This window comes from Kineococcus rhizosphaerae (genome assembly GCF_003002055.1).
Lineage (GTDB): Bacteria > Actinomycetota > Actinomycetes > Actinomycetales > Kineococcaceae > Kineococcus > Kineococcus rhizosphaerae.
On the sequence record NZ_PVZF01000009.1, the window covers coordinates 139,017 to 162,401 of the forward strand.

Below are 23,385 nucleotides of genomic sequence, written 5' to 3' on the forward strand. Positions count from 1 at the left end.
GGGGATTCCTCCGACGGTCGGGTGGGCAGGGCGAGCACCGCGGACCCTAGTGGCCGGGACCGGCCGCACATCACCCGGTCGCCCGATTCGGACACTCAACGTGTGCGATCGAAGTCGGCCAGTGACCAGTCGTGTAGCCTGCGCACCGTCGGCGATCAGCGAGGTCCGCCACTGCTCAACGCTCGCAGACCACCGGAGGGAGTCGACTGCCGTGGAGATCGACGTGCGGACCGCGGGGACCGCGGCGCCGACCCCGGTCCGGTCCCCCGGACCGACGGCGACGGCCGACCAGCGCCCCCCGCGCACCGCGCTGGTCGTGGCCGACGACCCCCGTCACGGCCTCAACCGCTACGCGGGGGTCCTGGACGCGGCGCTGCGGGCCGCCGGCACCGGGACGTCCACCGAGGTCGTCCGCCGCGGATCGGTCGCGAGCGCGGTGCGCGCGGCGCGGCGGGCACGACGGGCCGACGTGGTGCACCTGCAGTTCACCGACCGGTACTTCGGGTCGGCCGTCCGTCAGTTGCCGGTCGTGCTCACCCTGCGGCTGGCCCTGCTCGGCCGTCCCGTGGTGGTGACCGCCCACGACTTCCACACCCCGCGCCGCGAGGTGCTCGCCGCGCGTCCGCGCTCGGGCCGCGCCCGGCTGCGCGCCGCCGCGGCCGACGCCACCGCCCGCGCGCTGCTGGGGTCGGCCTCCCTCGTCCTGACCTGCACCGCAGCCGAGCAGGACAAGTGCGCGTGGACGCGGCCGCGACGCAGCGCCGTCGTGCCGCACTACGTGGAGGACGTGGCGCGCGAGCGGGTCGACGACGAGCGCACCGACGACGCGACGATCGTCGTGGCGGGTTTCATCCACCGCCGCAAGGCCCAGCACCTCGCCGTCGAGGCGCTGGCCCACCTGCCCGGTTTCCGCCTCGTCCTGGCCGGCAGCGCCGACGGGCGGGCCCGGCAGTACCTGCACGACGTCCTGCGCACCGCCGCCGAGCTCGGGGTCGAGGACCGGGTGAGCGTGACCGGGTACCTGGACGACGACAGCATGCTGCGCGTCCTGCGCCGCGCCCGGGTGGCCCTGGCCCCCTACGAGAGGATCGCCGCGTCCGGTTCCATCGCGACCGTGGCCGCGGTGGGCGTGCCGCTGGTGGTGCGCGCCGGCGACGCCGTCGGCGACCTCGTCGAGGCCTGCCCGTCGGCGGTGCGCACCTTCGCCGGCGACGACCCGCGCGCCGTCGCGGCCGCCGTCCTGGCCACCACCGCCGAACCCCTGGCGCAGCAGCGTGCGGAACTGTCGCGCTACTCCGCGCAGCGCGGCACCGACGTGACCGCCCGACGGCACGTCGACCTCTACCGCACGCTCTCGTCCCCCCGCCGCGCACGACCTCTGGAGAACCGACGGTGACGACACCGGGAACGACCGTCTGCGGGTTCTTCGGACACCACAACCTCGGCGACGAGGCCATCCTCGCCGGGTTGTGCGACGCCCTGGACGCGGCGCGGCCGGGTGAGCGGACGCTGGCCCTGACCGCCGACCCGCGGGGGACCCGCCGGGACTTCGGCATCGACACCGCCTACTTCCGTCCCGCCGCCCCGCGCAGCTCCCGGCTGCCCAGCGCACGGCCCGCGGCGGAGGGTCTGCGCCTCGTCGAGACCCTGCGGTCGCGGGACGGTTTCCTCCTCGGCGGGGGCGACCTCCTGCGGGACTCCCCCACCCAGGAGGTCGTGGGCCGGTGGCTGAAACCCCTGCGCTGGGCCCAGCGGCTGGGGCGCCGGACGGCCGTCGTGGGCGTCAGCGTCGGCGACCTGTGGAAGAGGAGTTCCGAGGACGCGCTGCGCCGGGCGCTGGACGGGACGAGCTTCGTCGTCACCCGGGACGTGCCCTCCACGGAGCGGCTGCGGGCGCTCGACCTGCAGGTGCCGGTCGAGACCGCGCCCGACCTGGCGCTGCGCGTCTTCACCCCCGACGACGGCGGTTCCCTCGCCGACCCGGCGGCCCCGAGGGTCCTGGTCTCGGTGCGCGGTCTGGCCGACCGGGGCGACGCGGCGGCGAGCGCCGCGCACGAGCACGCCCTGCGGACGCTGGCCGAGGTGCTCGACGGCCTCGTCGACGACGGCGCCCGGGTGGAGCTCGTGCCCTTCCGCAGCCTGCCCGGGCAGTTCCAGCCCGTGGACGACGACTACGTCGCCTCGCTGGAACTGGCGCACCGGGCCCGCAACGGCCACCGGTTCACGGTGCACCGCGACGTGCCCACGGTGGACGCCCTGCGGGACCTGCTGCGGGGGGCCCGCCTGGTGGTCGGCATGCGCCTGCACAGCGTCATCATGGCCGTCGGCCTCCAGATCCCCGTCCTGGCGATCTCCTACGACCGCAAGGTGCGGAACTTCTGCCACGAGGTCGGGCTGTCGGAGGCGTGCTGGGACTCGGCCGACGTCGAGGCGTCCGTCCTGGGGCGGGCCGCCCGGGCGGCCCTGGCCGGGCCGGTGCGCACGACGACCGCGGCCGCGGCGTCCTACCGGGCCCGCTCCGAACTGGTCGTGGACAGGCTCCGCGCCTGGGGCTGAGCCCGGCGGCGGGCCAGGAGCCCGGTCGCGAAGTCCGCGTGGTCGCGCGCGACGGTCTCCCACCGGTGGCGGGTCAGGTCCGGCCCGCCCCGCCGGGGCCTGGCCTCCAGCGCGGCGTGCAGCACCTCGGGGGTCAGCGGACCCTCGAACGTCCGCAGCCACCCGGGACCGACCTCGGCGCCCAGTTCCTCGAAGACGGCGGTGCGCCGGGCCAGGACGGGCCGGCCGGCCGACAGGCACAGCAGCACCGACCCGGAGTTGAAGACGGAGCGGAACGGCAGGACCGTCAGGTCCGCGGCGGCCAGGACGTCGTCCACCCCCTCCTGGGGCAGTTCCTGCAGCAGCAGCGTGACGCGGTGGTCGGCGAGCTCGGACAGGGTGCGGCGCAGGCCGGGGTCGTCGCAGCCTCCCGCCACGACCAGCCGCAGGGACGGGTCCGGGGAGGCGACGACGGCCGCGACGAGGTCCTCGACCCCCTTGTAGGGCTTGATGCGCCCGACGGCCGCGAGCACCGCGTGCCCGGCGTCCAGGCCCAGGCGTGCTCGCGCGGCCGCCCGGTCGGGACGTCCGAGCACCGGCTCGTAGGTGCCGTGGGCGACGACGCGGTGGGGTGCGCGGGCGAGGACGGGGAAGGCGTCCTCGACCTGGGCGACCCCGGTGGCGGACAGCGAGATCCACCCGTCCACCAGGCGCGGGAACGTCTGCCAGAGGAGGCGCTGCAGCAGCGGGCGGGACCCGTCGTGGGCGCGCAGGTTGTGCAGCGTCCACACGACCGGCACGTGGGCGCGGCGGGCCCGCAGGACGTGCACGTACGTCCTGGCCAGCCGTTTGAGGGCGTACCCGGTGCGCGGTGAGTGCAGGGGCATCTCGGGCCAGTGGACGTGGACCACCGACCGGTCGTCGAACGGCCGGGTGCCCAGGTGCACCACGTCGTGCCCCTGCTCGCGCAGGGCCCCCACCAGCAGCGACAGGTACGGGTTCACCATGGGCCGGTCCGGGCTGGGCTGCAGGTGGATCGTCAGGGGGCGGGCCCCGTCGGGGGTGGTCACGGGTGTCAGCTCCGGGCGGGGGGTCGCGGGGGGACGGCGCGCGCACCGGCCCGCGAGGCGAGCAGGCCGAGCACGACGGTGAACACGAGCGTGGGCTGCGGGAACGAGGTCAGGTCGCTGGTGAAGGCGCCCATGAGCACGACCCCGAGGACGGCCAGCAGGGAGCGGTTGAGGCTGCGGTCGGCCGCGTCGGCGGCCAGCACGCTGCGGTCCCAGGCGACGGCGCCGGCGACGAGGAACAGCAGGGCGAGGACGACGACGCCGACGGCGCCCCCGCCGATGAGCGTGCCGAGCCAGGTGTTGTCCAGGTACACCCCGCCGGTCTCGGGCCGGTAGACCCCGGAGCCGAGGCCGAGGACGGGGTGCTCGCGGAACAGCTGCTCGACGAGGACGTAGTCGTCGAGGCGGCCGGTGACGCTGTTGTCCTGGCCGGCCTCGCTGAAGATCAGCTGCAGGGACCCGGCCAGGGCCGGGGCGAGCACGAACAGCAGCAGGACCCCGGCCCCGGCGGCGACGAGCGCCCCCACCTTCTGGGCCGCCGGCCAGATCGAGACGGCCACGACGGCCGCGATGGCCAGGCCGAGGATCGCGGTGCGCGAGACGGCCAGCGGCACACCGGCCACGAGGACCAGGCTGGCCAGCCCGGACGCGCGGCGGCGGGCGGCGGTCGCTCCGTGGCGGGCCAGGTGCAGGGCCAGCGGCAACGCCGCCGTGGTGGCCAGGGAGAACTCCAGGGGGTGCTCGCCGGTCCCCCGGGCGCGCAGGAACTCCAGCCTGCTCACCGCCCGCAGCGTGGGGGTGTTCTCGACCAGGGGCGTCGAGCGGACCAGGGAGGCCCAGTCGAGGACCCCGGCCCACGACAGCGCGCCCACGACGACCGAGAAGGTCGCCCCCACGACGATCCAGCCGACGATCCGGTCGACGTCGCTGCGCTCGCGCACGAGCATCCACGTGTAGAAGGTGACTCCGGTGATCCCCAGCGCGCCGACCAGGGAGCGCAGGGCACCGGCGCTCTGGGCGGCGTCCAGCGGCTGCGAGAGCGCGACGCCGTAGCTCCAGACGGCGGCGGCGAGGTAGAGCACGACGGCTCCGCCGACCAGGGACCAGCGCGGCTCCCCGTCGTCGCTGCGACGGCGGCGCGAGCCCACGAAGGTCAGCGCGGCCAGGGCGAGGCACACGAGGGAGAACAGGCGCGCGGGGGTGCCGTTGGAGTTCAGCGGCCCCGGGACGACGAAGTTGCCGGGGAAGAGGAAGGCGCACACGACGACGGCGACCGGCAGCCAGGCCACGGGCACCGGTCGCGGGCGGTGCGGGGTGTGCCGGGTGGGGTCGGCGACGGTCCGGGCGAGGGCGGTGAACAGGCTCACGCCGTGCTCACGGGCGACGTGCGGTGGAACCGCCGGCGTGCTCGTGGTCGCGCTGCGCGCGCTGGTCGTCGGCGGCGCGCACGTCGAGGTCGCGGGCCGGGGTGGCCTGCGGCAGCGGGCCCGAGCCGGCCCCGGCCGGCGCGCCCGGCTGCGCCGCGGCGCCGCGGCGCCGGGCGCGGCGCGAGGACAGGCCGCGGGCGAGGGCGGAGAGGATCGCGTCCAGGGCCACGACGAGCACGACCCCGGCGGCCAGCCCCCCGAGCCCGATGGCGCCGACGGCGCGGGCGCGGTCGGGGTAGGTCTCCACCGGACCGTCGGTCGGGGTCGACTGGATGATGACGAACAGCCCGTTGTCGGGGGCCTGGACCGCGTGCTGGACGTCCAGCAGCTGCCGGGCGCCGGCCTGCAGGGCGGCGGCGATGACGGCGGCCCCCTGGTCGGGGGTGTCGGTGGCGGCGCTCACCGTGAAGTAGGTGCGGTTGCCCGTGGTGCCCGAGGCGTCGGCGGCGGAGAACCGGGCCCCGGGGAACGGGGTCATGAACCCGGCCTGGACGGTGTCGGTGTTCAGCGACGCCGAGACGGTGGCCGCGAGCGTGCTGGCCCCCCCGGACAGGGCGAACGGGTTCCGGGTGCCGGGCTCGGTGCCGGGCACGTTCTCCGGCAGCGGCGTCGAGAGCGCGACGCTGGGGGTGACGAGGAAGGTCGCGGAGGTCTGGTACTGCGGTGCGGCCTGGTTCCAGGCGCCCCGGGCGAAGTAGGCGACCAGGGCCAGGACCACCACGGTGAGGTACCAGCGGTGCAGCAACGTCCTGGTCAGCGATCCGATCGTCACTGCAGTCTCCTCGGCCTCGAACGCGATCCGGTCGGAGGTGGCCCGTGCGGGCACCACCCTTCTTCCCCCCGCTGGACGCGGAGAGCATTGCACAATCAGCAGTGCGTAGCGAACACCCGGATCCACTAGGCCGTTCGTGGACGCCTACGATGACCGGGAGCCAGCCGCGGGCTGACTCCGACCGCCCGGCCAGCGGTGTCCTCGACGACGAGCACGCCGGACGCACATCGAGAGGTGACCGTGCCCGCGCTCCGCCCGTCCCCGCCACGCCCCCTGCCCGCTCCTCCCCCCGCCCCCTCACCCGCTCCCCTGCCGGCGTTCCTCCTGGCCGCCGTGCTGGTGCTGCTCGCCGGGTGCACCGGCGGCGCCGACGAGCCGGCCGACCCCCACGCCGACCAGCGGGCGCGGCTGGCCCGGCAGGCCCGGGCGCTGGGCATCCCCCTCGGCTTCCCCGGCCCGGACACCACCGGGGTGCCGCTGGGCACGGTGCTGCAGGAGTCCGGCTCGCTGTCGGCGACCCGGGACGGCCAGGTCGTCGAGAACCTCGACGTGGACGGCTGCCTGTCGATCAAGGCCGACGACGTCGTCGTGCGCAACGTGCGCATCCGCTGCAGCGGCAAGGAACGGGCCATCACCATCGAGGGGGCCCGCACGGGGATCGTCGTGGAGGACTCCGAGATCGACGGCGGGGGCTCCACGCAGGTCGCGATCGGCTGGGGCGGGTACACGCTGCGCCGGGTGGACGTCCACGGGGTGAACGACGGGCCCCGCCTGGGCAGCGCGACGACCGTGGAGGACTGCTGGATCCACGACATGGTCCGCAAGGACGGTTTCCACTCCGACGCCCTGCAGTCCAACGGGGGCAAGGGCATCGTCGTGCGCCACAACACCCTCACGCCCAAGCAGACGTCCACCGGCGACGTGCTGAACTCCGCGATCCAGCTCGGCGCGGAGAACGACGGCGGCACGCTGTCGGACGTGACCGTCGAGGACAACTACCTCGACGACGGGAACTACAGCGTCAACGTCCGCGACGACGACGGAGTCTCCGGCATCGTGCTGCGCGACAACGTTTTCGGCACGTCCGCCCGGTACGGCCCGGTCATCGCGCCCCGGGGCAAGGTGGAGGTCGACGCGTCCAACACCACGCGCGGCACGACCACCGGGGTTAAGACCGTCGAACCGTGAGCTCGCGTTCTACCTACAGCGCGTGACCGGCTGCTACGGTGCGCGCGTGACCAGCGCCTCCCCTCCCGCGTTCACGGGCAGCGTTGTCATCCCGGCGCACGACGAGGGCCCGGTGATCGACCGGTGCCTGCGGCTGCTCGACGTCTCCCGCGGCGACCTCGAGGTCGTCGTCGTGGCCAACGCCTGCACCGACGACACCGCCGAGCGGGCGCGGGCGCACGGGGTCGTGGTCGTCGAGACCGCCACCCCCGGCAAGGCCCACGCCCTCGACCTCGGCGACGAGCGCGCGACGGCGTTCCCGCGCGCGTACGTCGACGCCGACGTCAGCCTCGCCGGCGACGACCTGCGGCGCGTGCTGGACGTCCTGCGGGCCGGGCCCGCGCAGGCCGCCGCCCCGGCGCTGCACGTGGACACCTCGCGGTCCTCCTGGCCCGTGCGGGCCTACTACGCGGTGTGGACCGCCCTGCCCTACGTCACGGACGACCTCGTCGGCTCCGGCGTCTACGCCCTGTCCCGCCGGGGCCGGGAACGCTTCGGGCGCTTCCCCGCGGCCACGGGCGACGACACCTTCGTGCGCTCGCTCTTCCGGCCCGGTGAGCGGGTCAGCGTGCCCGGCACCCGCTTCACGGTCCACCCCCCGCGCACCCTCGCGGCCCTGCTGGCGATCAAGACCCGCGCCCGGTTCAGCGTCGCCGAGCACGCCGCCGCGACCGGGTCGGGCAGCGCCGCGCCCGCCTCGGCCGGTCGACGCCTGCTCGCCCGCCCCGACCTGTGGCCCGCCGTCCCCGTCTACGCCGCGGTCGGGCTGGTGACGCGGCTGCGCGCCCGGCACCGGCTCGCCTCCGGTGCCGACGTGGCCTGGGACCGCGACACCACGTCGCGCGTCCCGGCCGCCCGCTGAAGACCGACCCGAGGAGTCACGGTGCCCCCTTCGCTCAACAGGTTCCGCGCCGTGCGCAAGGTGCTGGTCGACGCCCGGCGGCTGGTCTACACGCGGGTGTGGGGCATGGACATCCACCCCACCGCGACCTTCAGCCTCTCGGCCCGGTTCGACAAGACGTACCCGCAGGGCGTCCACGTGGGCGAACGCAGCTACGTGGCCCTGGAGGCCATCGTCCTGGCGCACGACATGACGCGCGCCAAGAAGACCCACACCCGCATCGGCCGGCACTGCTTCATCGGGGCCGGGGCCATCGTCCTGCCCGGCGTCACGATCGGTGACGGGTCGATCGTCGCGGCGGGGGCCGTGGTGACCAAGGACGTGCCCCCGGCCTCCATCGTGGCCGGTTCGCCCGCCGTCGTGATCCGCTCCGGCATCACGGTCGGCCCCTACGGGCGGCTCCGATCGGAGCAACGGGCCCCCGCCCCGGAACACCCGGTGACGATCACGCCCCCGATGGTGCAGAGCACGCACGAAGGGTGACGAAACGCGATCCGCCGTCCCCCTGACGCCTCACCCGCGCAGAGGATGGCGGTGACGGGGTCCGCGACCCGATGCCTTGAGGGACACCACGTTCTTCGAGACAGCACCCCCGCGGAGGCACCACCGTGTTCACTGCCCGACGCACCCTGCGCACCACCCTGGCCGTGCTCGGCACCGCCGCCGTGATCGGCTCCGCGGCCCTGCCGGCCGACGCGGCGAGCACCAGCACCTGGATCGCCTACGCCGGCACGTCGGTGAACAACGCCCGGGTCCCCGCGAGCAGCGTGTCCCTCACGGTGCGCTCCCCGCAGCCCTTCGACACGGTGAGCTTCCTCGTCGGCGGCAAGGCCGTCAGCGGCACCGGGACCGCCACGCTCGGCAGCGACGGCGACTGGGTCTCCTCCGCCGCCGCGGACCTCAGCGGCTACTCGGGCAGGATCAGCCTCACGGCCCGGCTGACCCGCGGCAAGGCGAGCAGCAGCATCGCCAAGACCCTGCGCGTCGTCGACCCGGCCTCCACCCTGGGTTCCGGCAGCACCGGCACCTCGCAGCGCCCGACCCGGGCCGTCCGGACCCAGTACGGCGACGGCCGCCCGGGCGCCTTCACCACCGGCCTGCGCGGCGGCGCGGACCCGGCCCGCGTCCTGACCGGCGACCAGACCATCACCACGGCGGGCACGGTGCTCGACGGCGTGACGATCAAGGGCTGCCTCGTGGTGAAGGCCAGCAACGTCACCGTGCGCAACAGCAAGGTCGTCTGCCACGCCCCGGGCCGCCAGCTGGCCGTGAACGTCGGCGACGGGGTCACCGGCTTCGTCGTCGAGGACTCCGAGATCGACGCCACGGGCACCGACGTCGGGATCGGCTGGGGGAACTACACGCTGCGACGGGTCAACGTCCACGGCTCCGCCGACGGCGCCCGGTTCGGCACGAACGTCACGATCGAGGACTCCTGGATCCACGACATGTCCCGCGCGGACGGCCTGCACTCCGACGCGGTGCAGACGACGTCGGGGGCGAACGTCGTGATCCGCCACAACACCCTGGACCCCTCCAGCGGCGGCGACCCGCTCAACTCGGCCGTCATGATCGGCACCGAGACCGGCCAGCGGGCGCTGAAGAACGTGCTCGTCGAGAAGAACTTCCTCGGCGGCGGCTCGTACACCCTCAACGTCCGCGGGGACGTGAACGTCTCGGGCCTGGTCGTGCGCGGCAACACCTTCGACGACAACAGCCGCTACGGCGCCATGATCGTGCCGAACGGCAAGGACATCACCGTCTCGGGCAACACCATGGGCTGGACCGGCAAGGAGGTCACCGCCGACCGGTGGTGACGGGCACGGCCGGGGGTGGCGCGGGGCTCAGTACGCCCCGCGCCCCCCGAACACGGCCTGCGCCGTCTTCGCCAGGATCATCACGTCGAAGGCCGGGGACCAGTTCTCGACGTACTGCAGGTCCAGGCGCGTCGACTCCTCCAGGTCCAGGTCCGAGCGCCCCGACACCTGCCACAGGCCCGTCAGCCCGGGCTTGACGAGCAGCCGGCGCCGCAGGTCGTCACCGTACTCGGCGACCTCGCGCGGCAGCGGCGGGCGCGGGCCGACCAGCGACATGGACCCGCCGACGACGTTGAACAGCTGCGGCAGCTCGTCCAGGGAGTAGCGGCGCAGCCGCGCCCCGACCCGGGTGACCCGGGGGTCCTGGTGCATCTTGAACAGCAGGCCGTTGCCCTCGGACTGGTTGCGCAGGTCGATGAGCAGCCGCTCCGCGTCGACGACCATCGAGCGGAACTTCACCATGGAGAACTCGCGGCCGTCGCGGCCGACGCGGGTCTGGCGGAAGAAGACCGGCCCGGGCGAGTCCAGCTTGATGAGGACGGCGACCAGCAGGAACAGCGGCGAGAGCAGCAGCAGGCCGGCCAGGGCGCTGCCGCGGTCGAACAGCGCCTTGCCGGCGTGGCGGATGCCGTGCAGCTCGGGGCGCTCGACGTGCAGCAGCGGCAGTCCCGAGACGGGGCGGATGACCACCCGCGGCCCCACGATGTCGGTCAGCGCCGGGGCGACGACGAGGTCGGCCCGGGTCCCCTCGAGCTCCCAGCCGAGCGTGCGCAGCACCGGGCCGTCCAGCTCGGGGCAGGTCAGGGTGGCCACCACGTCGACGTCGAGGTCCTGGGCGACCTCGGCGATCTCCTCCAGGGTCCCCAGCACGGGCACGCCGAGCGCCTCGAGCTCGGCCGACGCCTCACCGCCCGGCGTGCAGGCGCCGTCGACGCGCAGCCCGTGGTCGGTGTTGCGGCGCACCTGCCGCACGAGGGAGGCCACCGCGTGCGGGTGCCCCGCGACCAGCGTGGACTGCATGCACTCCCCCGCCGCCCGGCGCAGGTGCAGGTAGCGGCGGACCGCCAGTCGCGCCCCCACGGTCAGCAGGCCGGCGGCCGGCAGGGCGACGACGACGAACCCGCGGGCGACGTCGAGCTGGAACGCCCACGATCCGGTCCCGACGAGGGCCACGACGGTGGTGCCGGCCAGCAGGACCCGCTGGAACTCCTCGGACCCCACCCCCAGGAAGCGGGGCTCGTAGGCCCGGAACAGCAGCATCGAGACGACCCAGACGGGCGGCAGCAGCACCATCGTCCACGCGGCCGAGGGGCCGGTGGAGCCCAGCCCCGCGTCCCCGAAGCGGACGACCCAGCCGAGCAGCGCCCCCAGGAGGGCGGCGACGACGTCCGAGACGACGATCGTCCGGACGTACTCGCGCTGCCACGGGGACCGGCGGCCCGCGCGCACGGTCCGGGCGGCCTGCGGCGGACGCCCCAGCGGCGGCAGGAACCCGGAGGGGCCGGGAGCGGTGTCGTGGATGGTGGTCCGTCGTCGCTGCGTCGGCAGCAGGCGGACTTCTTCAGCAGCCATGGAACCCTCCCGCGTCGTGGCCGTTCGGTCACCCACGGCGGCGTGGGGGTGGCCAACTGCTCCGTCCGGACGACCCCGGGTGCCCGGGATCACTGCGGATGGGTTGGTCGGCGTGCCACATCGTAGCTTCGCATCACCCGTTCGCCGCAACCCCCTCACACAGGAGACACGAGCGTGCACTGGACACGGGCACGAACGCAGCGAGGAGCGGGAACGACGAAGGCCCCCACCGGTCTCCCGGTGGGGGCCTTCTCGAAGGGTGGAGCTGAGGGGATTCGAACCCCTGACCCCCTCGTTGCGAACGAGGTGCGCTACCAGCTGCGCCACAGCCCCTTGCTGCTGACCGAACTTCACCGCCCGATCACTCGCGGCGACGAAGAAGAGGTTACCAGCCCTGGCGCCCGCAGCGGACCACCGCTACTGGTTGACGACCTGGGCGTGCTCGCGCAGGTCGATCACCCGGGTCTGCTCGACGTCCGCCTCGAGGAGCCGGGCCGCCGCGACGGCCGGCGAGACGGGGTCCCACGTCCGGGCCCGGTCCTTGAGCAGGTACGTGGGCAGCGGCACGGGGACGGGCTCCCACCCGCGGTCGCCCGCCAGCGGGGACGGGCGCTCGTCGCGCTGGACGGGCACCGAGACCGCGCGGGGCTGGCGCACGGCCGGCAGGACCACCGTCGCCGGGACCGCGACCGGAGCGGGCGACGCCGCCCCGTGCCGGCCCAGCGCCCCCACGACGAGCAGCAGGCCGAGCGTGGGCACGGCACCGGACCACCACGGCGCGAGGCCGGCCACGACGAGCGCCCACCCGAGTAGGGTCAGCGCCGCGATCGTGCCGAGCAGGCGACGGCGCCGGGCGACCACCCGGGAGTTGTTGCGCCGCAGCGGCTTCAGCGGAAGCTTGACGGGAACGGCCTGCGTCGCAACGGAACCGGCGCCACGGCCCAGGACCGGGCGCGACGAGGAACTCGCCACGGCCGCGTTCACCGCCGCGGCGGCCAGGGCCTGACCGACCGGTGCCGCACCGCGGCGCACGACGACGCGCATCGCGTCCGAGTCCCGGTCCGCCTGGCGCGCCGAGGCCGTCCGCCGGTGCTTGCGGATCTGGTCCGGCAGGACGTGGGCCGCCACCAGGGCGATGATGACGAGGAAGATCAGGCTGCTGGCGGGCACGGTCGAAACGGTAGGCCGCACACCGGGCCAGACCGCGCAACGCGACGGTGTGTCGCGCCGCTGAATTCGTGGGGAACCCCTGGGGGATCGTCGCCGCGGCGTCAGCGCGCCCGGGACGCCTCGTACCGGGCCAGGACGCCCTCGGGGACCTCACCCGCGGTGAGGGCGAAGGTCCGGTGGTCGCGCCACGAACCGTCGATGTGCAGGTAGGCCTTGCGCAGGCCCTCGTCACGCATCGCGAGTTTCTCCGCGACCCGCAGCGAAGCGGCGTTCTCGGGCCGGATGTTCACCTCGATGCGGTGCAGCCGAAGGGGTCCGAAGCAGTGGTCGGCCACGAGGGCGAGCGCCACGGGGATGGTTCCGCGACCGGCGACGCGGCGGTCGATCCAGTACCCGACGTGGGCCGAGCGCAGTGAACCCCAGGTGATCCCCGAGACGGTGATCTGCCCGACGAGGTTCCCGTCGAGTTCGACCACGAACGGCAGCATGCGCCCGGCGCGGGCCTCGCGGGAGAAACCCCGGACCATCTGCGGGAAGCTCGGCGCGGGACCGCTGCCCTCGGGGGACGTCGCCTCCCACGGCCGCAACCACGAGGCGTTCGCGGCGCGCACCGAACGCCACACCGCGGCGTCGCGGCGGCGCAGCGGCCGCAGCCGGACCGGGCCCCGGCGCAGTTCCACGGGCCAGCCGGCGGTCACGGCCGCACCACCCGGGGGTGGTCGCCGCCGTGGAGCTGGTCGACGGCGTGCCGCAGGAACCCCGCGAGGACGGCGACGCCGTCGCGCGCGCCCCCGCTGGACCCGGGCAGGTTCACGACGAACGTGCGCCCGGCGACCCCCGCGATGCCGCGGGACAGGACGGCGGTCGGGACGCCCGCGGCCGCGCCGGCGGCCCGGATCGCCTCCGGCACGCCGGGGACCTCGTGGTCGACGACCCGGCGGGTGCGTTCGGGGGTGAGGTCCAGGGGGCTGAGCCCCGTGCCGCCGTTGGTGACCACGACGTCGTACCCGGCGGCGACGGCGTCCCGCAGCGCCTCCTCGACGGGGTCGCCGTCGGGCACGACGACGGGGCCGTCGACGGTGAACCCCATGCCCCGCAGGCCCTCGACGACGATCGGGCCGGACGTGTCGGCGTACACCCCCGCCGAGGCCCGGTTGGAGACGGTCACGACGAGGGCGGTGGGTTCAGCGCTCACCGTCGACGCTCCAGTCCCCCGAACGGCCACCGCTCTTGGCGGTCACGCGCACGCCGTCGAGGACGGTGCGCCGGTCGACGGCCTTGACCATGTCGACGAACGTGAGGCCGGCGACGACGACGCACGTCAGCGCCTCCATCTCGATGCCCGTGCGGTCGGCCGTGCGCACCGCGGCGGTGATCCGCACCCGCGGGTCGTCGGGGTCCGGCACTGGTTCGACCTCGACCTCGACGGCGTGCACCGCCACGGGGTGGGCCAGGGGGATGAGGTCCGGGGTGCGCTTGGCCGCCTGCAGGCCCGCGATCCGCGCCACGGCCAGGGCGTCGCCCTTGGGCAACCCGCCGTCGGCGATGAGCTCCAGCACCCGCGCCGAGCAGCGCACCCAGCCCTCGGCGCGGGCCTCGCGCGCCGTGACGGGTTTGGCGGAGACGTCGACCACCCGGGCGTGGCCGGCGTCGTCGAGGTGGGTGAGGCGCTCGTTCACGGCGTGTCCTGGGATCGGGGGGCGGGGGCGGGCAGCGGTCCGAGCAGGATGCACTCGACCTCGTCGCCGGGCTCGACGACGCCGACGCCCACGGGCACGACCGCCAGGCACGTCGCGCGGGCCAGGGCGGTCACCAGGTGCGAGCCGTGGCCCGAGACGGGCTCGACGACGAAGCGCCCCCGCTCGTCGCGCGTCCACGCGGCGCGCACGTACTGCTCCTTGGCCGGCGGTGACGTCCAGCCGGCACCGGCGACGGCCGTGACGCGCGGGCGCTGCGGGTCCGGGCCCTCGTCGCCGAGCATGCGGCGCAGCGCGGGCCGCACGAAGACCTCGAAGGACACGAACGAGCTCACCGGGTTCCCGGGCAGCGTGAAGACGGGGACGGCCTGCTCCCCCAGGGTCCCGCAGCCCTGGGGCATGCCGGGCTGCATCGCGATCCGGTCGAACCGCACGGCGTGCTGCCCGGACGCGGACAGCACCTCCTTGACGGTGTCGTAGGCCCCTTCGCTGACCCCGCCGGAGGTGACGACGACGTCGGCGCGCACGAGCTGGTCGTCGAGGACGCCGGCGAGCTCGCGGGCGTCGTCGGCCACGACCCCGACGCGGTAGGCCAGGGCCCCGAGGTCCTCGACCGCGGCGGTGAGCAGGTACCCGTTGGCGTCGTGCAGCTGGCCGCGGGCCAGCGTCACGCCCGGTTCGACGACCTCGGTGCCGGTGGACACGACGACGACGCGGGGCCGGGGCCGCACGCGCACCCGGGCCCGGCCGATCGCGGCCAGGACGCCGACGTGCCGGGGCTCCAGCCGGGTCCCGGCCTCCAGCACGAGCACGCCGGCCTCGACGTCCTCCCCGGCGCGGCGGACGTGCTGGCCCTCGGCGGGGACCCGGGTGATGCTCACGTGCGCGACGCCGCGGTCGGTCCACTCCACGGGCACGACGGCCTCGGTGCCCTGGGGGACGGGGGCCCCGGTCATGATGCGCGCCGTGGTCCCGCCGACCAGGCGCAGCGCGTCGGGCCGCCCGGCGGCGATGTCGCCGACGACGGGCAGCCCGACGGGGTGCTCCTCGCTCGCCCCGGCCACGTCGCGCAGCCGGACCGCGTACCCGTCCATGGCGGAGTTGTCGAAGGCGGGCAGCGGTCGCGGGCTGACGACGTCCTCGGCCAGCACGCAGCCGAGGGCGTCGCGCAGGGCGAGGTCGAGGGGCGGCAGCGGCCGCACCAGGTCCAGGCAGGCCTGCCGGTGCGCCGCAACGGTGGTCAGGGTGTCACCAGCGGGGCTCACACCCTGAACACTGTCACGTCAGGCCTGCGCAGCCGCACCCGGCGCGGGCATGTCCCGGACGTACTCCGCGAGCCAGTCGCGCAGCTCGCCGCCGATGTCCTCGCGCTCGCTGGCGAGGCGCACGACGGCCTTGATGTAGTCGAGCTTGTCGCCGGTGTCGTAGCGGCGTCCGCGGAAGACGACGCCGTGCACGCCGTAGCCCGGGCCCTCGCCCTGGGCGAGCACCTGCAGGGCGTCGGTGAGCTGGATCTCACCGCCCTTGCCGGGCGGGGTCTCGCGCAGCACGGCGAAGACGGCCGGGTCGAGCAGGTAGCGGCCGATGATGGCCAGGTTGCTGGGGGCCTCCTCGGTCTTGGGCTTCTCGACCAGGCCGGAGACCTTGACGACGTCCTCCTGGCCCGTGGGCTCGGCGACGGCGCAGCCGTAGAGGTGGATCTGGTCGCGCGGGACCTCCATGAAGGCCACGACGCTGCCGCCGTGCTCCTCGCGGACCTTGATCATGGTGTCCAGCAGCGGGTCGCGGGGGTCGACGATGTCGTCGCCGAGGAGGACGACGAACGGCTCGTCGCCGACGTGCTGCTCGGCCACGGCCACGGCGTGCCCGAGGCCCTTGGGGTCGCCCTGGCGGACGTAGTGGACCTGACCGAGGTCGGTGGACTCCTGGACGCGGGCGAGCTTGGCCTGGTCCCCCTTGGCCTCGAGGCCGACCTCGAGCTCGACGTTGCGGTCGAAGTGGTCCTCCAGGGACCGCTTGTTGCGGCCGGTGATCATCAGGACGTCGGTGAGCCCGGCCCGGACGGCCTCCTCGACGATGTACTGGATGGCCGGGGTGTCGACCACCGGCAGCATCTCCTTGGGCATCGCCTTCGTGGCCGGCAGGAAGCGGGTGCCCTGCCCGGCGGCGGGGATCACGGCCTTGCGCACCGTGCGGCCCGGACGCGCGTCACGTTCAGTCATGCGCCGGAGGCTACCGCCCGGGCAGGGCCGGGCACCGCCTGCTGTCGCGCGTGGTCCGTGCGGGGGACGTTCGGCCCTTCCGCGCGGCCCGCCCGAGGAGGCACACTCGACGGTGAGGACGCGCCCGAAACCCCTCGTCAGCGCCGTCCGGCACTCCAGGAGCCGCCGTGCCCGCCGAAGACACCGTCCCCCACCCCGCCGACGTCGCGACGGACACCCTGAGCGTGCACGCCGACGTCCTCGAGGTCGAGGCCCGCAAGCGCGCGCTGCGCCGCGGGGTCCGTGCCCGTCGCCGGGCCCGCGACGAGGAGACGGCCGCGGCCGTCGACGCCGGGGTGGCCCGGGTCCTGGTCTCCTGCCCGTTGCTGGCCGGGGCCCGCCGCGTGGCCGTGTACTCCTCCCTTCCCGGCGAACCGGGGACGCGGGCCCTGCTGGCCGAGCTGCGCCGCCACGACGTGGAGGTCCTGCTGCCGGCCCGGCTGCCCGACGACGACCTCGACTGGGACCTGCGCCCGGCCCGCGCCGACGCCCCCGGCCACCTGGGGGTGCACGCCATCGCCACGGCCGACCTCGTCGTCGTCCCGGCCCTGGCCGTCGACACCGCCGGCCGCCGGCTCGGGCAGGGCGGCGGCAGCTACGACCGCGCGCTGCGACGGGTCCCCGCGCGGGTGCCGGTCGTGGCCGTCGTGCACGACGAGGAGCTGCTCGACGCCGCGGTCGCGCCCCTGCCGACGCTGCCGCACGACCGGCTGGTGCAGGCCGTGGTGACCCCCACCCGGTGGCTCTGGCTGGCGGCCTGACCCCCGGGGCGGCCCTCCCCCGCCCACGTTCCGTGGTTCACTGTGCGCGCGTCGACGGTGACGATGAGTTGCGGACCGTTGAAGAGGAACCTGTGGAGGACCGGGCATGAACGTCGACGTCTCGATCGTCATCGTCACCTACAACGCGCCCGAGTGGATCGCGCAGTGCCTGGACTCCCTGACCGGTGCGGGACGCCCGAGCGCGTCCTTCGAGGTCATCGCCTTCGACAACGCCTCCGGCGAGCAGACCCGGGAGCTGCTGCGCGCGCGGGCGGCGACGACGCCCGAGCTGCGCGTGCACTTCCACCCCGACAACCTCGGCTTCGCCGCGGGCGTGAACCGCGCGGCGCAGATGGCCGAGGGGCGCCACGTCCTGCTGGTCAACCCCGACGCCGTCGTCCTGCCCGACGCCGTGGACCGGCTGCTGGCGTTCCTGGACGAGGACCCCACGCGCGGCGTCGTCGGCGGTCGCGTCCTGTACCCGGACGGGACGGTGTCCCTGACCAGCTGCTTCGCGCAGCCCACGCTGTGGAGCTGGTTCTGCTACGCGACGGGCCTGTCGACCGCGTTCAAGCGCAGCCCCGTCTTCGACCCCGAGTCCCTGGGCCGCTGGGACCGCGACAGCGTCCGCGACGTCGACATCATCAGCGGCGCGTTCCTCCTGACGACGACGCCGACCTGGCGCCGCCTCGGCGGGTTCGACGAGAAGTTCTTCATGTACGGCGAGGACGCCGACCTCAACCGCCGCGCCGTCGACGCCGGCTTCCACCCCGCGGTCACGCCCGACGCGGTCGTCGTCCACGCCGGCGGGAAGTCGTCCTCCACGAAGACGGCCAAGCAGCGGCTCCTGCTGCGCGGCAAGGCCGAGTACGCCCGCAAGCACTGGTCCGCCCCCCGGGCGCGGCTGGGGATCGGGCTGCTGGCCACCGGCGTCGCCCTGCGGTCGGTCGGGGAGACCGTGCTGGGCCGCGGGCGGACCTGGCGGCCGCTGTGGGACGAGCGCGCCGACTGGGGGCAGGGGTGGCCGGCCCGCCTGGACCTGCGGGGCGAGCGGACGCCCGCGTCCTGAGGACGATCCCGACGGGCCCCGGGGCCCGCTCGCGCTACGGTGCCCCATGACCCTGGAGGACTTCAGCCGCGTCCTGCTGCTCGCCTCCGGCGTGCTGCTGCTGGCCGTGCTGGCGGTCCGCCTCTCGACCCGCACCGGTCTGCCCTCGCTGCTGCTCTACCTCGCCCTCGGGCTGGTCCTGGGCGAGGACGGCCTGGGCATCCCGTTCACCGACGCCGAGATCGCCCAGGTCCTCGGGTACGGGGCCCTCGTCCTGATCCTCGCCGAGGGCGGCCTGACGACGCGGTGGGACGCGATCCGCGGGGTCCTCGCGCCCGCGGGGGCGCTGGCGACGGTGGGCACGGCCGTCTCGATCGGGGTCGTGGGGGCCGGCGCGCACCTGCTGCTGCACACGTCCTGGCCCGTGTCCTTCCTGGTCGGGGCCGTGGTGTCCTCCACGGACGCGGCGGCGGTGTTCTCGGTGCTGCGCTCGGTCCCGCTGCCGCGCAGGCTCTCGGGGATCCTGGAGGCCGAGTCGGGGCTGAACGACGCCCCGGTGGTCATCGCGGTGCTGGCGCTGACGGAGGTCGCGGCCGGGCACTCCGACCACGCGTGGTGGTTCTTCCTGGGCGAGGCCGTGTTCGAGCTCGCCCTGGGCACGGCCGTCGGGGTGGGGGTCGGCGCGGCGGGCGCCTTCCTGCTGCGGCGCACCGCGTTGCCGAGCGCGGGCCTGTACCCGGTGGCGGTGCTGGCACTGGCCGTCGGCGCGTTCGCGGTCGCCGACGTCCTGCACGCGTCGGGGTTCCTCGCGACCTACCTGTGCGGTCTGGTCCTGGGCAACGCGCGGCTGCCGCACCGGCAGGCGACGCGGGGTTTCGCCGAGGCGTTCGGGTGGCTGGCCCAGATCGGGCTGTTCGTCATGCTCGGGCTGCTGGCCGACCCCTCGCGCCTGCCGGCCGCCCTGCTGGGCGCGCTGCTGGTGGGCGTGGTGCTGACGCTGTTCGCCCGCCCGGTCTCGGTGCTGGCCGCCCTGGCGTGGTTCCGGCTGCCGCGGCCCGAGCTGCTCTTCCTGTCGTGGGCGGGGTTGCGCGGGGCGGTGCCCGTCGTGCTGGCCACCGTGCCCGTCGTGGCCGGCATCAGCGGCTCGGAGCAGCTCTTCGACCTCGTCGTGGTCCTCGTCGTGGTCTTCACCCTCGTCCAGGCCCCGACGCTGGCGCCGCTGGCCCGTCGCCTCGGGCTGATCTCGGCCGCACCCACGCAGGAGCTGGACGTGGAGGTCTCGCCGCTGGGGACGTTGTCGGCCGACGTCGTGCAGGTGCGGGTGGGGCCCACGTCCCGGCTGCACGGCGTGGAGGTCTTCGAGCTGCGGCTGCCCAAGGGCGCCAACGTCAGCCTGGTGGCGCGCGAGGGCACGACGTTCGTCCCGCAGCCGCGCACGGTGCTGCGCCGCGGCGACGACCTGCTCGTCGTGACCTCCACCGCGGAACGGCGCCGCGTGGAGGAACGGCTGCAGGCGATCAGCCGGGACGGCAAGCTCGCCGGGTGGCGCGACACCTGAGGTCCCGCGACCGCCGCCCGGGCGCAGGAGCGGCGGGTGCGCTGGGCCCACGGGGGTGGCGCGCGCCGAGTACCATTGGCACTCGAACACCCCGAGTGCCAGTCGGGGTCCAGGAGATTGCGGAGAACAGGTGCCCACCTACGCCTACGCCTGCCAGTCCTGCGGACACTCCTTCGAGGTCCGTCAGTCCTTCAGCGACGACGCCCTGACGGTCTGCCCGGAGTGCTCCGGTCAGCTGCGCAAGCTCTTCAACAACGTCGGCATCGTCTTCAAGGGCTCCGGGTTCTACCGCAACGACTCGCGCGGGTCGTCCAGCTCCTCGGAGAGCTCCTCGGGCTCGACGCCCGCCGCGAAGAAGGAGTCCGCCCCGGCGGCCTCGTCCGGCTCCTCGTCGAGCTCCTCCAGCTCCTCGTCGAGCTCCTCCGCCGGCTCGAGCGGGTCCACCTCCGCCGCCTGAGCCGCCCGCCCGTGACGTCCCGGTGTCCACAGGCCGCCGGGACGGCGTGTCGTCCACAGCCGGGTCGGGCGCGGGCCCCGGCGGCCGCCGGTCGCGCCTAGCGTCCGGGCGTGCCCGAGATCGCGACCGCTCCGCCCGCCCCGCTGGGTCCCCTCGACCGCCGTCGCCGGCGGCTGGGCCGCCGCTGGGCCTCGGCGGGGCTGGTGGCCGCCGCCGGCGGGGTGGCGGTCTCCGCGCTGGCGCCGTCCGCCCCCGAACTCGACGCGGTGCTGGTCGCCGCGCGCGACCTGCCGACGGGAGCGGTGCTCACCGCGGCGGACGTCGAACGCGCCGACCGTCCCGCCGACTCGCTGCCGGACGGCCTGCTCACGCCCGGCGCGGTCGTCGGCGCCGTGCTGGCCTCCCCCGTGCGCCGCGGGGAGGTCCTCACCGACACCCGGACCACCGCGGGTCCGCTGCTGACGGGGCAACCGGCGGGGACGGTCGCCACGACCGTGGACGTCGGCGACCCGGCCCTGCTCCCCTCGCTCGCCGCGGGGACCCGCGTGGACGTGCTGGCGCGCACCGAGGACCCCCTCACGGGTGCGGCGACGGGGGCGGACCGGATCGCCGTGGACGTCGTGGTCCTGCGCGTCCCGGCGCCGGCGGACGCCTCGGGCCCGCTCGGGGTGCCCGGCTCCCCGTCGTCGCCGGGGGCGTCCGTGCTGGTGGCGGTCGACGCGGCCACGGCCGCGCGGCTGGCCGCCGCGGCGGGGCACACCGTGCTGACGGTGCGCTCGTGAGGTCAGTCGCTGCCGGTGCGGGACGAGGGCACGGCCGCGGCCGGCCGGCCCTGGGCGCGCAGGAGGCCGAGCACGGCGCCGGCGGTCATGGGGTCACCGACGTGCTCGCCCTGCGCGCTGTGGCAGCCGAGGGCGGCCAGGACGCGCTGGGTGCCCGCGTCGGCCACCCCCTCGGCGACCACCCGCAGCCCGAGCTCGCGGGCCATCTGGATGGTCGAGCGGACGATGACGGCCCGGGCCCGGTCCCGGGTCATCCCGGTCACGAAGCTGCGGTCGATCTTCAGCTCGTCGACCTCGAGGTCGGTGAGGTAGGTCAGCGAGCAGTGGCCGGTGCCGTAGTCGTCGACGGCCACGGCGCACCCGAGGGCCCGCAGGCGGCGCACGACGAGGCGGGCGCGCGCGGGGTCGGAGACGATGCCCGTCTCGGTGATCTCGAGGACGACGGCGGAGGCGTCCACGCGGTGCCGGCGCAGTCCGTCGGCGACGAGCGTGGGCAGGTCGTGGTCGGTGAGCAGCCGGGCCGACAGGTTCACCGACACGGTGAGCCGGTGCCCCTCGGCGCGCCAGCGCCCGACGTCGGCCAGGGCCTGGTCGAGCACGACGGCCGTGACCCCCTCGACCAGGCCGGACTGCTCGGCGAGCGGGATGAACCGGTCGGGCGCGACGGCCCCGAGGTCGGGGTGCCACCAGCGCACCAGCGCCTCCGCGCCCACGACGACCCCCGTGCGCGGGTCGACCTGCGGCTGGTAGCGCACGAAGAGCTCACCCCGGTCGAGGGCGCGGCCGAGGTCGCCGAGCAGCCGCAGCCGCTCGACGGAGTTCCCGTCGCGGGGCCCGGCGTAGGTGCACGCCCGGCCCCGGACCCGCTTGGCCTGGTAGAGGGCGACGTCGGCGCTGCGCAGCAGCGACGGCGCGCTCGTCCCGTGCTCGGGCGCCAGGGCCACCCCCACGCTGGCCGGCAGCAGCACCTGCAGGTCCCCCACCCGCAGCGGCCGGGACATCTCCTCGACCACGGCCAGCGCGAGCCCCTCGGCCTCGAGCCCGTCGGCGACGAGGAGGCCGAACTCGTCCCCGCCGAGCCGGGCGACGACGGCCCCGGCCGGGGCCTGCGCGACGAGCCGTTCGCCGACCTCCCGCAGGAGGGCGTCGCCGACGGGGTGCCCCAGGGTGTCGTTGACGTCCTTGAAGTGGTCGAGGTCGACGACCAGCAGCCCCGGCCCGGTCCCGGCGCGGGCGGCCCCCCGCAGAGCGCGGGAGGTGGCCCCCAGCAGGGCGTCGCGGTTGGGCAGCCCGGTGAGGTCGTCGACCACCGCGCTGCGCTCGTGCCGGCGGGCGGCGGCGGCACCGACGAGGACGGCGCCCAGCGGGACGCAGACCAGCAGCAGCAGCCAGGGGCCACCCTCGGCGCTGACGGCCACGACCGGGGCGGAGGCGACGACGGCCAGGACCAGCAGGAGACCCGAGGACGGTCCGGGACGCACCAGGGACCGGGGGGCGCGCTCGAGGAGGCGCCAGCCGGCGAGGACGGCCCAGCACTGCACGAGCGAGCCCGCGACCGCGGCGGCCAGGACGGCGGGCCACCGGCCGGCGTCCGGCAGCGCCGGCCCGGTCGTCGTGCCCGCCCCGAGGAGCCCGGTGAGGACCAGGGCGCAGGTCAGGACCCCGGCGACCGAGGTGCCGGCTCCCACGACGACGGCCAGCGGCCCGGCTCCGCGGCGCACGTCGCGCACGACCGCCGGGACCAGGCGCACCAGGAGGGCCAGGCAGAGGGGGCCGAGCGCCACCAGGGCGACCAGGAAGCCCCAGGACAGCGGCAGCGCCTCCCCGCGCCCCCCGGTGCGGGCCGTGACGGGCCGGGACTCGGCGGCGAGGACGACGAGGGCCAGCACGAGCGCGGAGGAGGAGACCGGCCACGGCGAGGGGGCGGCGAGCGCCGCCGCGCCCGCCGCGACGAGCAGCGCGACCGCCACCGCGCCGGCGACGGCGGCGGGCAGGTCGGTGAGCGCCGGGACGCGGGGCCGACCGTCGGGGCGGGCCTGACCGGCGGGGCGGGAGCGTCGCCGTGGGGCCGCGGGCGCGGTCGCCGAGCGCTGCATCCCCACCCCTTCCGTCACCGAGCCCGAGGGCCTGCCGGGACCTGCCGCAGGCCCCCCACCGGGGGACACCGGTCGAGGTTCCGCGCCCATCATGGGGTGGGTGACGCGCACGGCAGAAGGCTTGCCGCGGGTGGAGTTCGAACTTTCGACCCAGAGTGATTCTGGTTGAACCTTCAGTCAGCATCTTGTGTCCGACGGCAACACTTTCGTCACCCTCAGTGGGTCGTCGCCCTG

At 75.4% G+C, this 23,385-nt stretch carries 22 protein-coding genes and 1 tRNA gene; 11 read left to right on the plus strand and 12 right to left on the minus strand.

The window, feature by feature from the left end; all coding sequences use genetic code 11:
- Positions 1 to 211 precede the first annotated feature (211 nt).
- Both CLV37_RS17785 and CLV37_RS27725 read left to right on the plus strand, forming a co-directional pair.
- The gene (locus CLV37_RS17785; RefSeq protein ID WP_170127341.1) at positions 212 to 1,396 is read left to right on the plus strand and encodes a glycosyltransferase; all 1,185 of its coding nucleotides are present in this window, start codon (positions 212 to 214) and stop codon (positions 1,394 to 1,396) included.
- On the plus strand, positions 1,393 to 2,556 hold the full coding sequence (locus CLV37_RS27725) for a polysaccharide pyruvyl transferase family protein (protein WP_170127342.1): 1,164 nt from the start codon (positions 1,393 to 1,395) through the stop codon (positions 2,554 to 2,556). Before CLV37_RS17785 ends, CLV37_RS27725 begins: the two co-directional genes overlap by 4 nt.
- On the opposite strand, the gene CLV37_RS17795 is transcribed toward CLV37_RS27725, so the two are convergent.
- The 3 genes from CLV37_RS17795 to CLV37_RS17805 are packed head-to-tail and all read right to left on the minus strand — an operon-like array spanning position 2,505 to position 5,804.
- The gene (locus CLV37_RS17795; RefSeq protein WP_106212846.1) at positions 2,505 to 3,605 is read right to left on the minus strand and encodes a glycosyltransferase; all 1,101 of its coding nucleotides are present in this window, start codon (positions 3,603 to 3,605) and stop codon (positions 2,505 to 2,507) included. The genes CLV37_RS27725 and CLV37_RS17795 overlap by 52 nt on opposite strands.
- A 5-nt stretch (positions 3,606 to 3,610) precedes the next feature.
- Positions 3,611 to 4,972 (minus strand): O-antigen ligase family protein, encoded by a 1,362-nt coding sequence (locus CLV37_RS17800; RefSeq protein ID WP_106212848.1) that lies wholly within the window; start codon positions 4,970 to 4,972, stop codon positions 3,611 to 3,613.
- 7 nt (positions 4,973 to 4,979) lie between these two features.
- Positions 4,980 to 5,804 carry a hypothetical protein gene (locus CLV37_RS17805; protein WP_146149464.1) on the minus strand — a complete coding sequence of 275 codons (825 nt, stop codon included), beginning with the start codon at positions 5,802 to 5,804 and terminating at the stop codon, positions 4,980 to 4,982.
- Between the two features lie 240 nt (positions 5,805 to 6,044).
- Between CLV37_RS17805 and CLV37_RS17810 the strand changes: the two genes are divergently transcribed.
- The 4 genes from CLV37_RS17810 to CLV37_RS17825 all read left to right on the plus strand — a co-directional run bounded on the left by CLV37_RS17810 (position 6,045) and on the right by CLV37_RS17825 (position 9,749).
- Positions 6,045 to 6,992: a right-handed parallel beta-helix repeat-containing protein gene (locus tag CLV37_RS17810; protein ID WP_146149465.1), complete on the plus strand. Its 948-nt coding sequence runs from the start codon at positions 6,045 to 6,047 to the stop codon at positions 6,990 to 6,992.
- Positions 6,993 to 7,038: 46 nt separating this feature from the next.
- Positions 7,039 to 7,893: a glycosyltransferase gene (locus CLV37_RS17815; RefSeq protein ID WP_106213130.1), complete on the plus strand. Its 855-nt coding sequence runs from the start codon at positions 7,039 to 7,041 to the stop codon at positions 7,891 to 7,893.
- Positions 7,894 to 7,914: 21 nt separating this feature from the next.
- Entirely contained in the window at positions 7,915 to 8,415 is a 501-nt protein-coding gene (locus CLV37_RS28900) for an acyltransferase (protein WP_281260549.1), read from the plus strand.
- A gap of 125 nt (positions 8,416 to 8,540) precedes the next feature.
- A complete protein-coding gene (locus CLV37_RS17825; protein ID WP_106212854.1) occupies positions 8,541 to 9,749 on the plus strand; it encodes a right-handed parallel beta-helix repeat-containing protein in 1,209 nt (402 codons plus the stop codon).
- Positions 9,750 to 9,776: 27 nt separating this feature from the next.
- On the opposite strand, the gene CLV37_RS17830 is transcribed toward CLV37_RS17825, so the two are convergent.
- The 8 genes from CLV37_RS17830 to galU all read right to left on the minus strand — a co-directional run bounded on the left by CLV37_RS17830 (position 9,777) and on the right by galU (position 16,410).
- Complete coding sequence (locus tag CLV37_RS17830) at positions 9,777 to 11,321, minus strand: sugar transferase (RefSeq protein ID WP_106212856.1); 1,545 nt, start codon at positions 11,319 to 11,321, stop codon at positions 9,777 to 9,779.
- 260 nt (positions 11,322 to 11,581) lie between these two features.
- Positions 11,582 to 11,654 (minus strand) — tRNA-Ala (locus CLV37_RS17835).
- 84 nt (positions 11,655 to 11,738) lie between these two features.
- Positions 11,739 to 12,491 carry a hypothetical protein gene (locus tag CLV37_RS17840; protein WP_106212858.1) on the minus strand — a complete coding sequence of 251 codons (753 nt, stop codon included), beginning with the start codon at positions 12,489 to 12,491 and terminating at the stop codon, positions 11,739 to 11,741.
- A gap of 101 nt (positions 12,492 to 12,592) precedes the next feature.
- The gene (locus CLV37_RS17845; RefSeq protein WP_106212860.1) at positions 12,593 to 13,189 is read right to left on the minus strand and encodes a GNAT family N-acetyltransferase; all 597 of its coding nucleotides are present in this window, start codon (positions 13,187 to 13,189) and stop codon (positions 12,593 to 12,595) included.
- Entirely contained in the window at positions 13,186 to 13,686 is a 501-nt protein-coding gene (locus CLV37_RS17850; RefSeq protein ID WP_106212862.1) for a MogA/MoaB family molybdenum cofactor biosynthesis protein, read from the minus strand. The genes CLV37_RS17845 and CLV37_RS17850 overlap by 4 nt, the downstream gene beginning before the upstream one ends.
- Complete coding sequence (gene moaC / locus CLV37_RS17855) at positions 13,676 to 14,170, minus strand: cyclic pyranopterin monophosphate synthase MoaC (protein ID WP_106212864.1); 495 nt, start codon at positions 14,168 to 14,170, stop codon at positions 13,676 to 13,678. Before moaC ends, CLV37_RS17850 begins: the two co-directional genes overlap by 11 nt.
- Positions 14,167 to 15,453, minus strand: a complete 1,287-nt coding sequence (glp, locus tag CLV37_RS17860) for a molybdotransferase-like divisome protein Glp (protein ID WP_106212866.1) — start codon at positions 15,451 to 15,453, stop codon at positions 14,167 to 14,169. The genes moaC and glp overlap by 4 nt, the downstream gene beginning before the upstream one ends.
- A gap of 18 nt (positions 15,454 to 15,471) precedes the next feature.
- Positions 15,472 to 16,410 carry a UTP--glucose-1-phosphate uridylyltransferase GalU gene (gene galU / locus CLV37_RS17865; protein ID WP_106212869.1) on the minus strand — a complete coding sequence of 313 codons (939 nt, stop codon included), beginning with the start codon at positions 16,408 to 16,410 and terminating at the stop codon, positions 15,472 to 15,474.
- A 167-nt stretch (positions 16,411 to 16,577) separates the two neighbouring features.
- Here galU and CLV37_RS17870 point away from each other — a divergent pair, with 167 nt between their 5' ends.
- From CLV37_RS17870 to CLV37_RS17890, 5 genes are all read left to right on the plus strand, one after another.
- Positions 16,578 to 17,210 (plus strand): 5-formyltetrahydrofolate cyclo-ligase, encoded by a 633-nt coding sequence (locus CLV37_RS17870; protein ID WP_211298748.1) that lies wholly within the window; start codon positions 16,578 to 16,580, stop codon positions 17,208 to 17,210.
- Positions 17,211 to 17,316: 106 nt separating this feature from the next.
- Positions 17,317 to 18,279, plus strand: coding sequence for a glycosyltransferase family 2 protein (locus CLV37_RS17875; protein WP_106212871.1), 963 nt, complete (start codon positions 17,317 to 17,319; stop codon positions 18,277 to 18,279).
- A 46-nt stretch (positions 18,280 to 18,325) separates the two neighbouring features.
- Positions 18,326 to 19,816: a potassium/proton antiporter gene (locus tag CLV37_RS17880; protein WP_106212873.1), complete on the plus strand. Its 1,491-nt coding sequence runs from the start codon at positions 18,326 to 18,328 to the stop codon at positions 19,814 to 19,816.
- Between the two features lie 130 nt (positions 19,817 to 19,946).
- Positions 19,947 to 20,273 carry an FmdB family zinc ribbon protein gene (locus CLV37_RS17885; RefSeq protein WP_106212875.1) on the plus strand — a complete coding sequence of 109 codons (327 nt, stop codon included), beginning with the start codon at positions 19,947 to 19,949 and terminating at the stop codon, positions 20,271 to 20,273.
- A gap of 110 nt (positions 20,274 to 20,383) precedes the next feature.
- Entirely contained in the window at positions 20,384 to 21,055 is a 672-nt protein-coding gene (locus tag CLV37_RS17890; RefSeq protein WP_106212877.1) for an SAF domain-containing protein, read from the plus strand.
- A 2-nt stretch (positions 21,056 to 21,057) separates the two neighbouring features.
- On the opposite strand, the gene CLV37_RS17895 is transcribed toward CLV37_RS17890, so the two are convergent.
- Positions 21,058 to 23,151, minus strand: a complete 2,094-nt coding sequence (locus CLV37_RS17895) for a putative bifunctional diguanylate cyclase/phosphodiesterase (protein WP_146149466.1) — start codon at positions 23,149 to 23,151, stop codon at positions 21,058 to 21,060.
- Positions 23,152 to 23,385 lie beyond the last annotated feature (234 nt).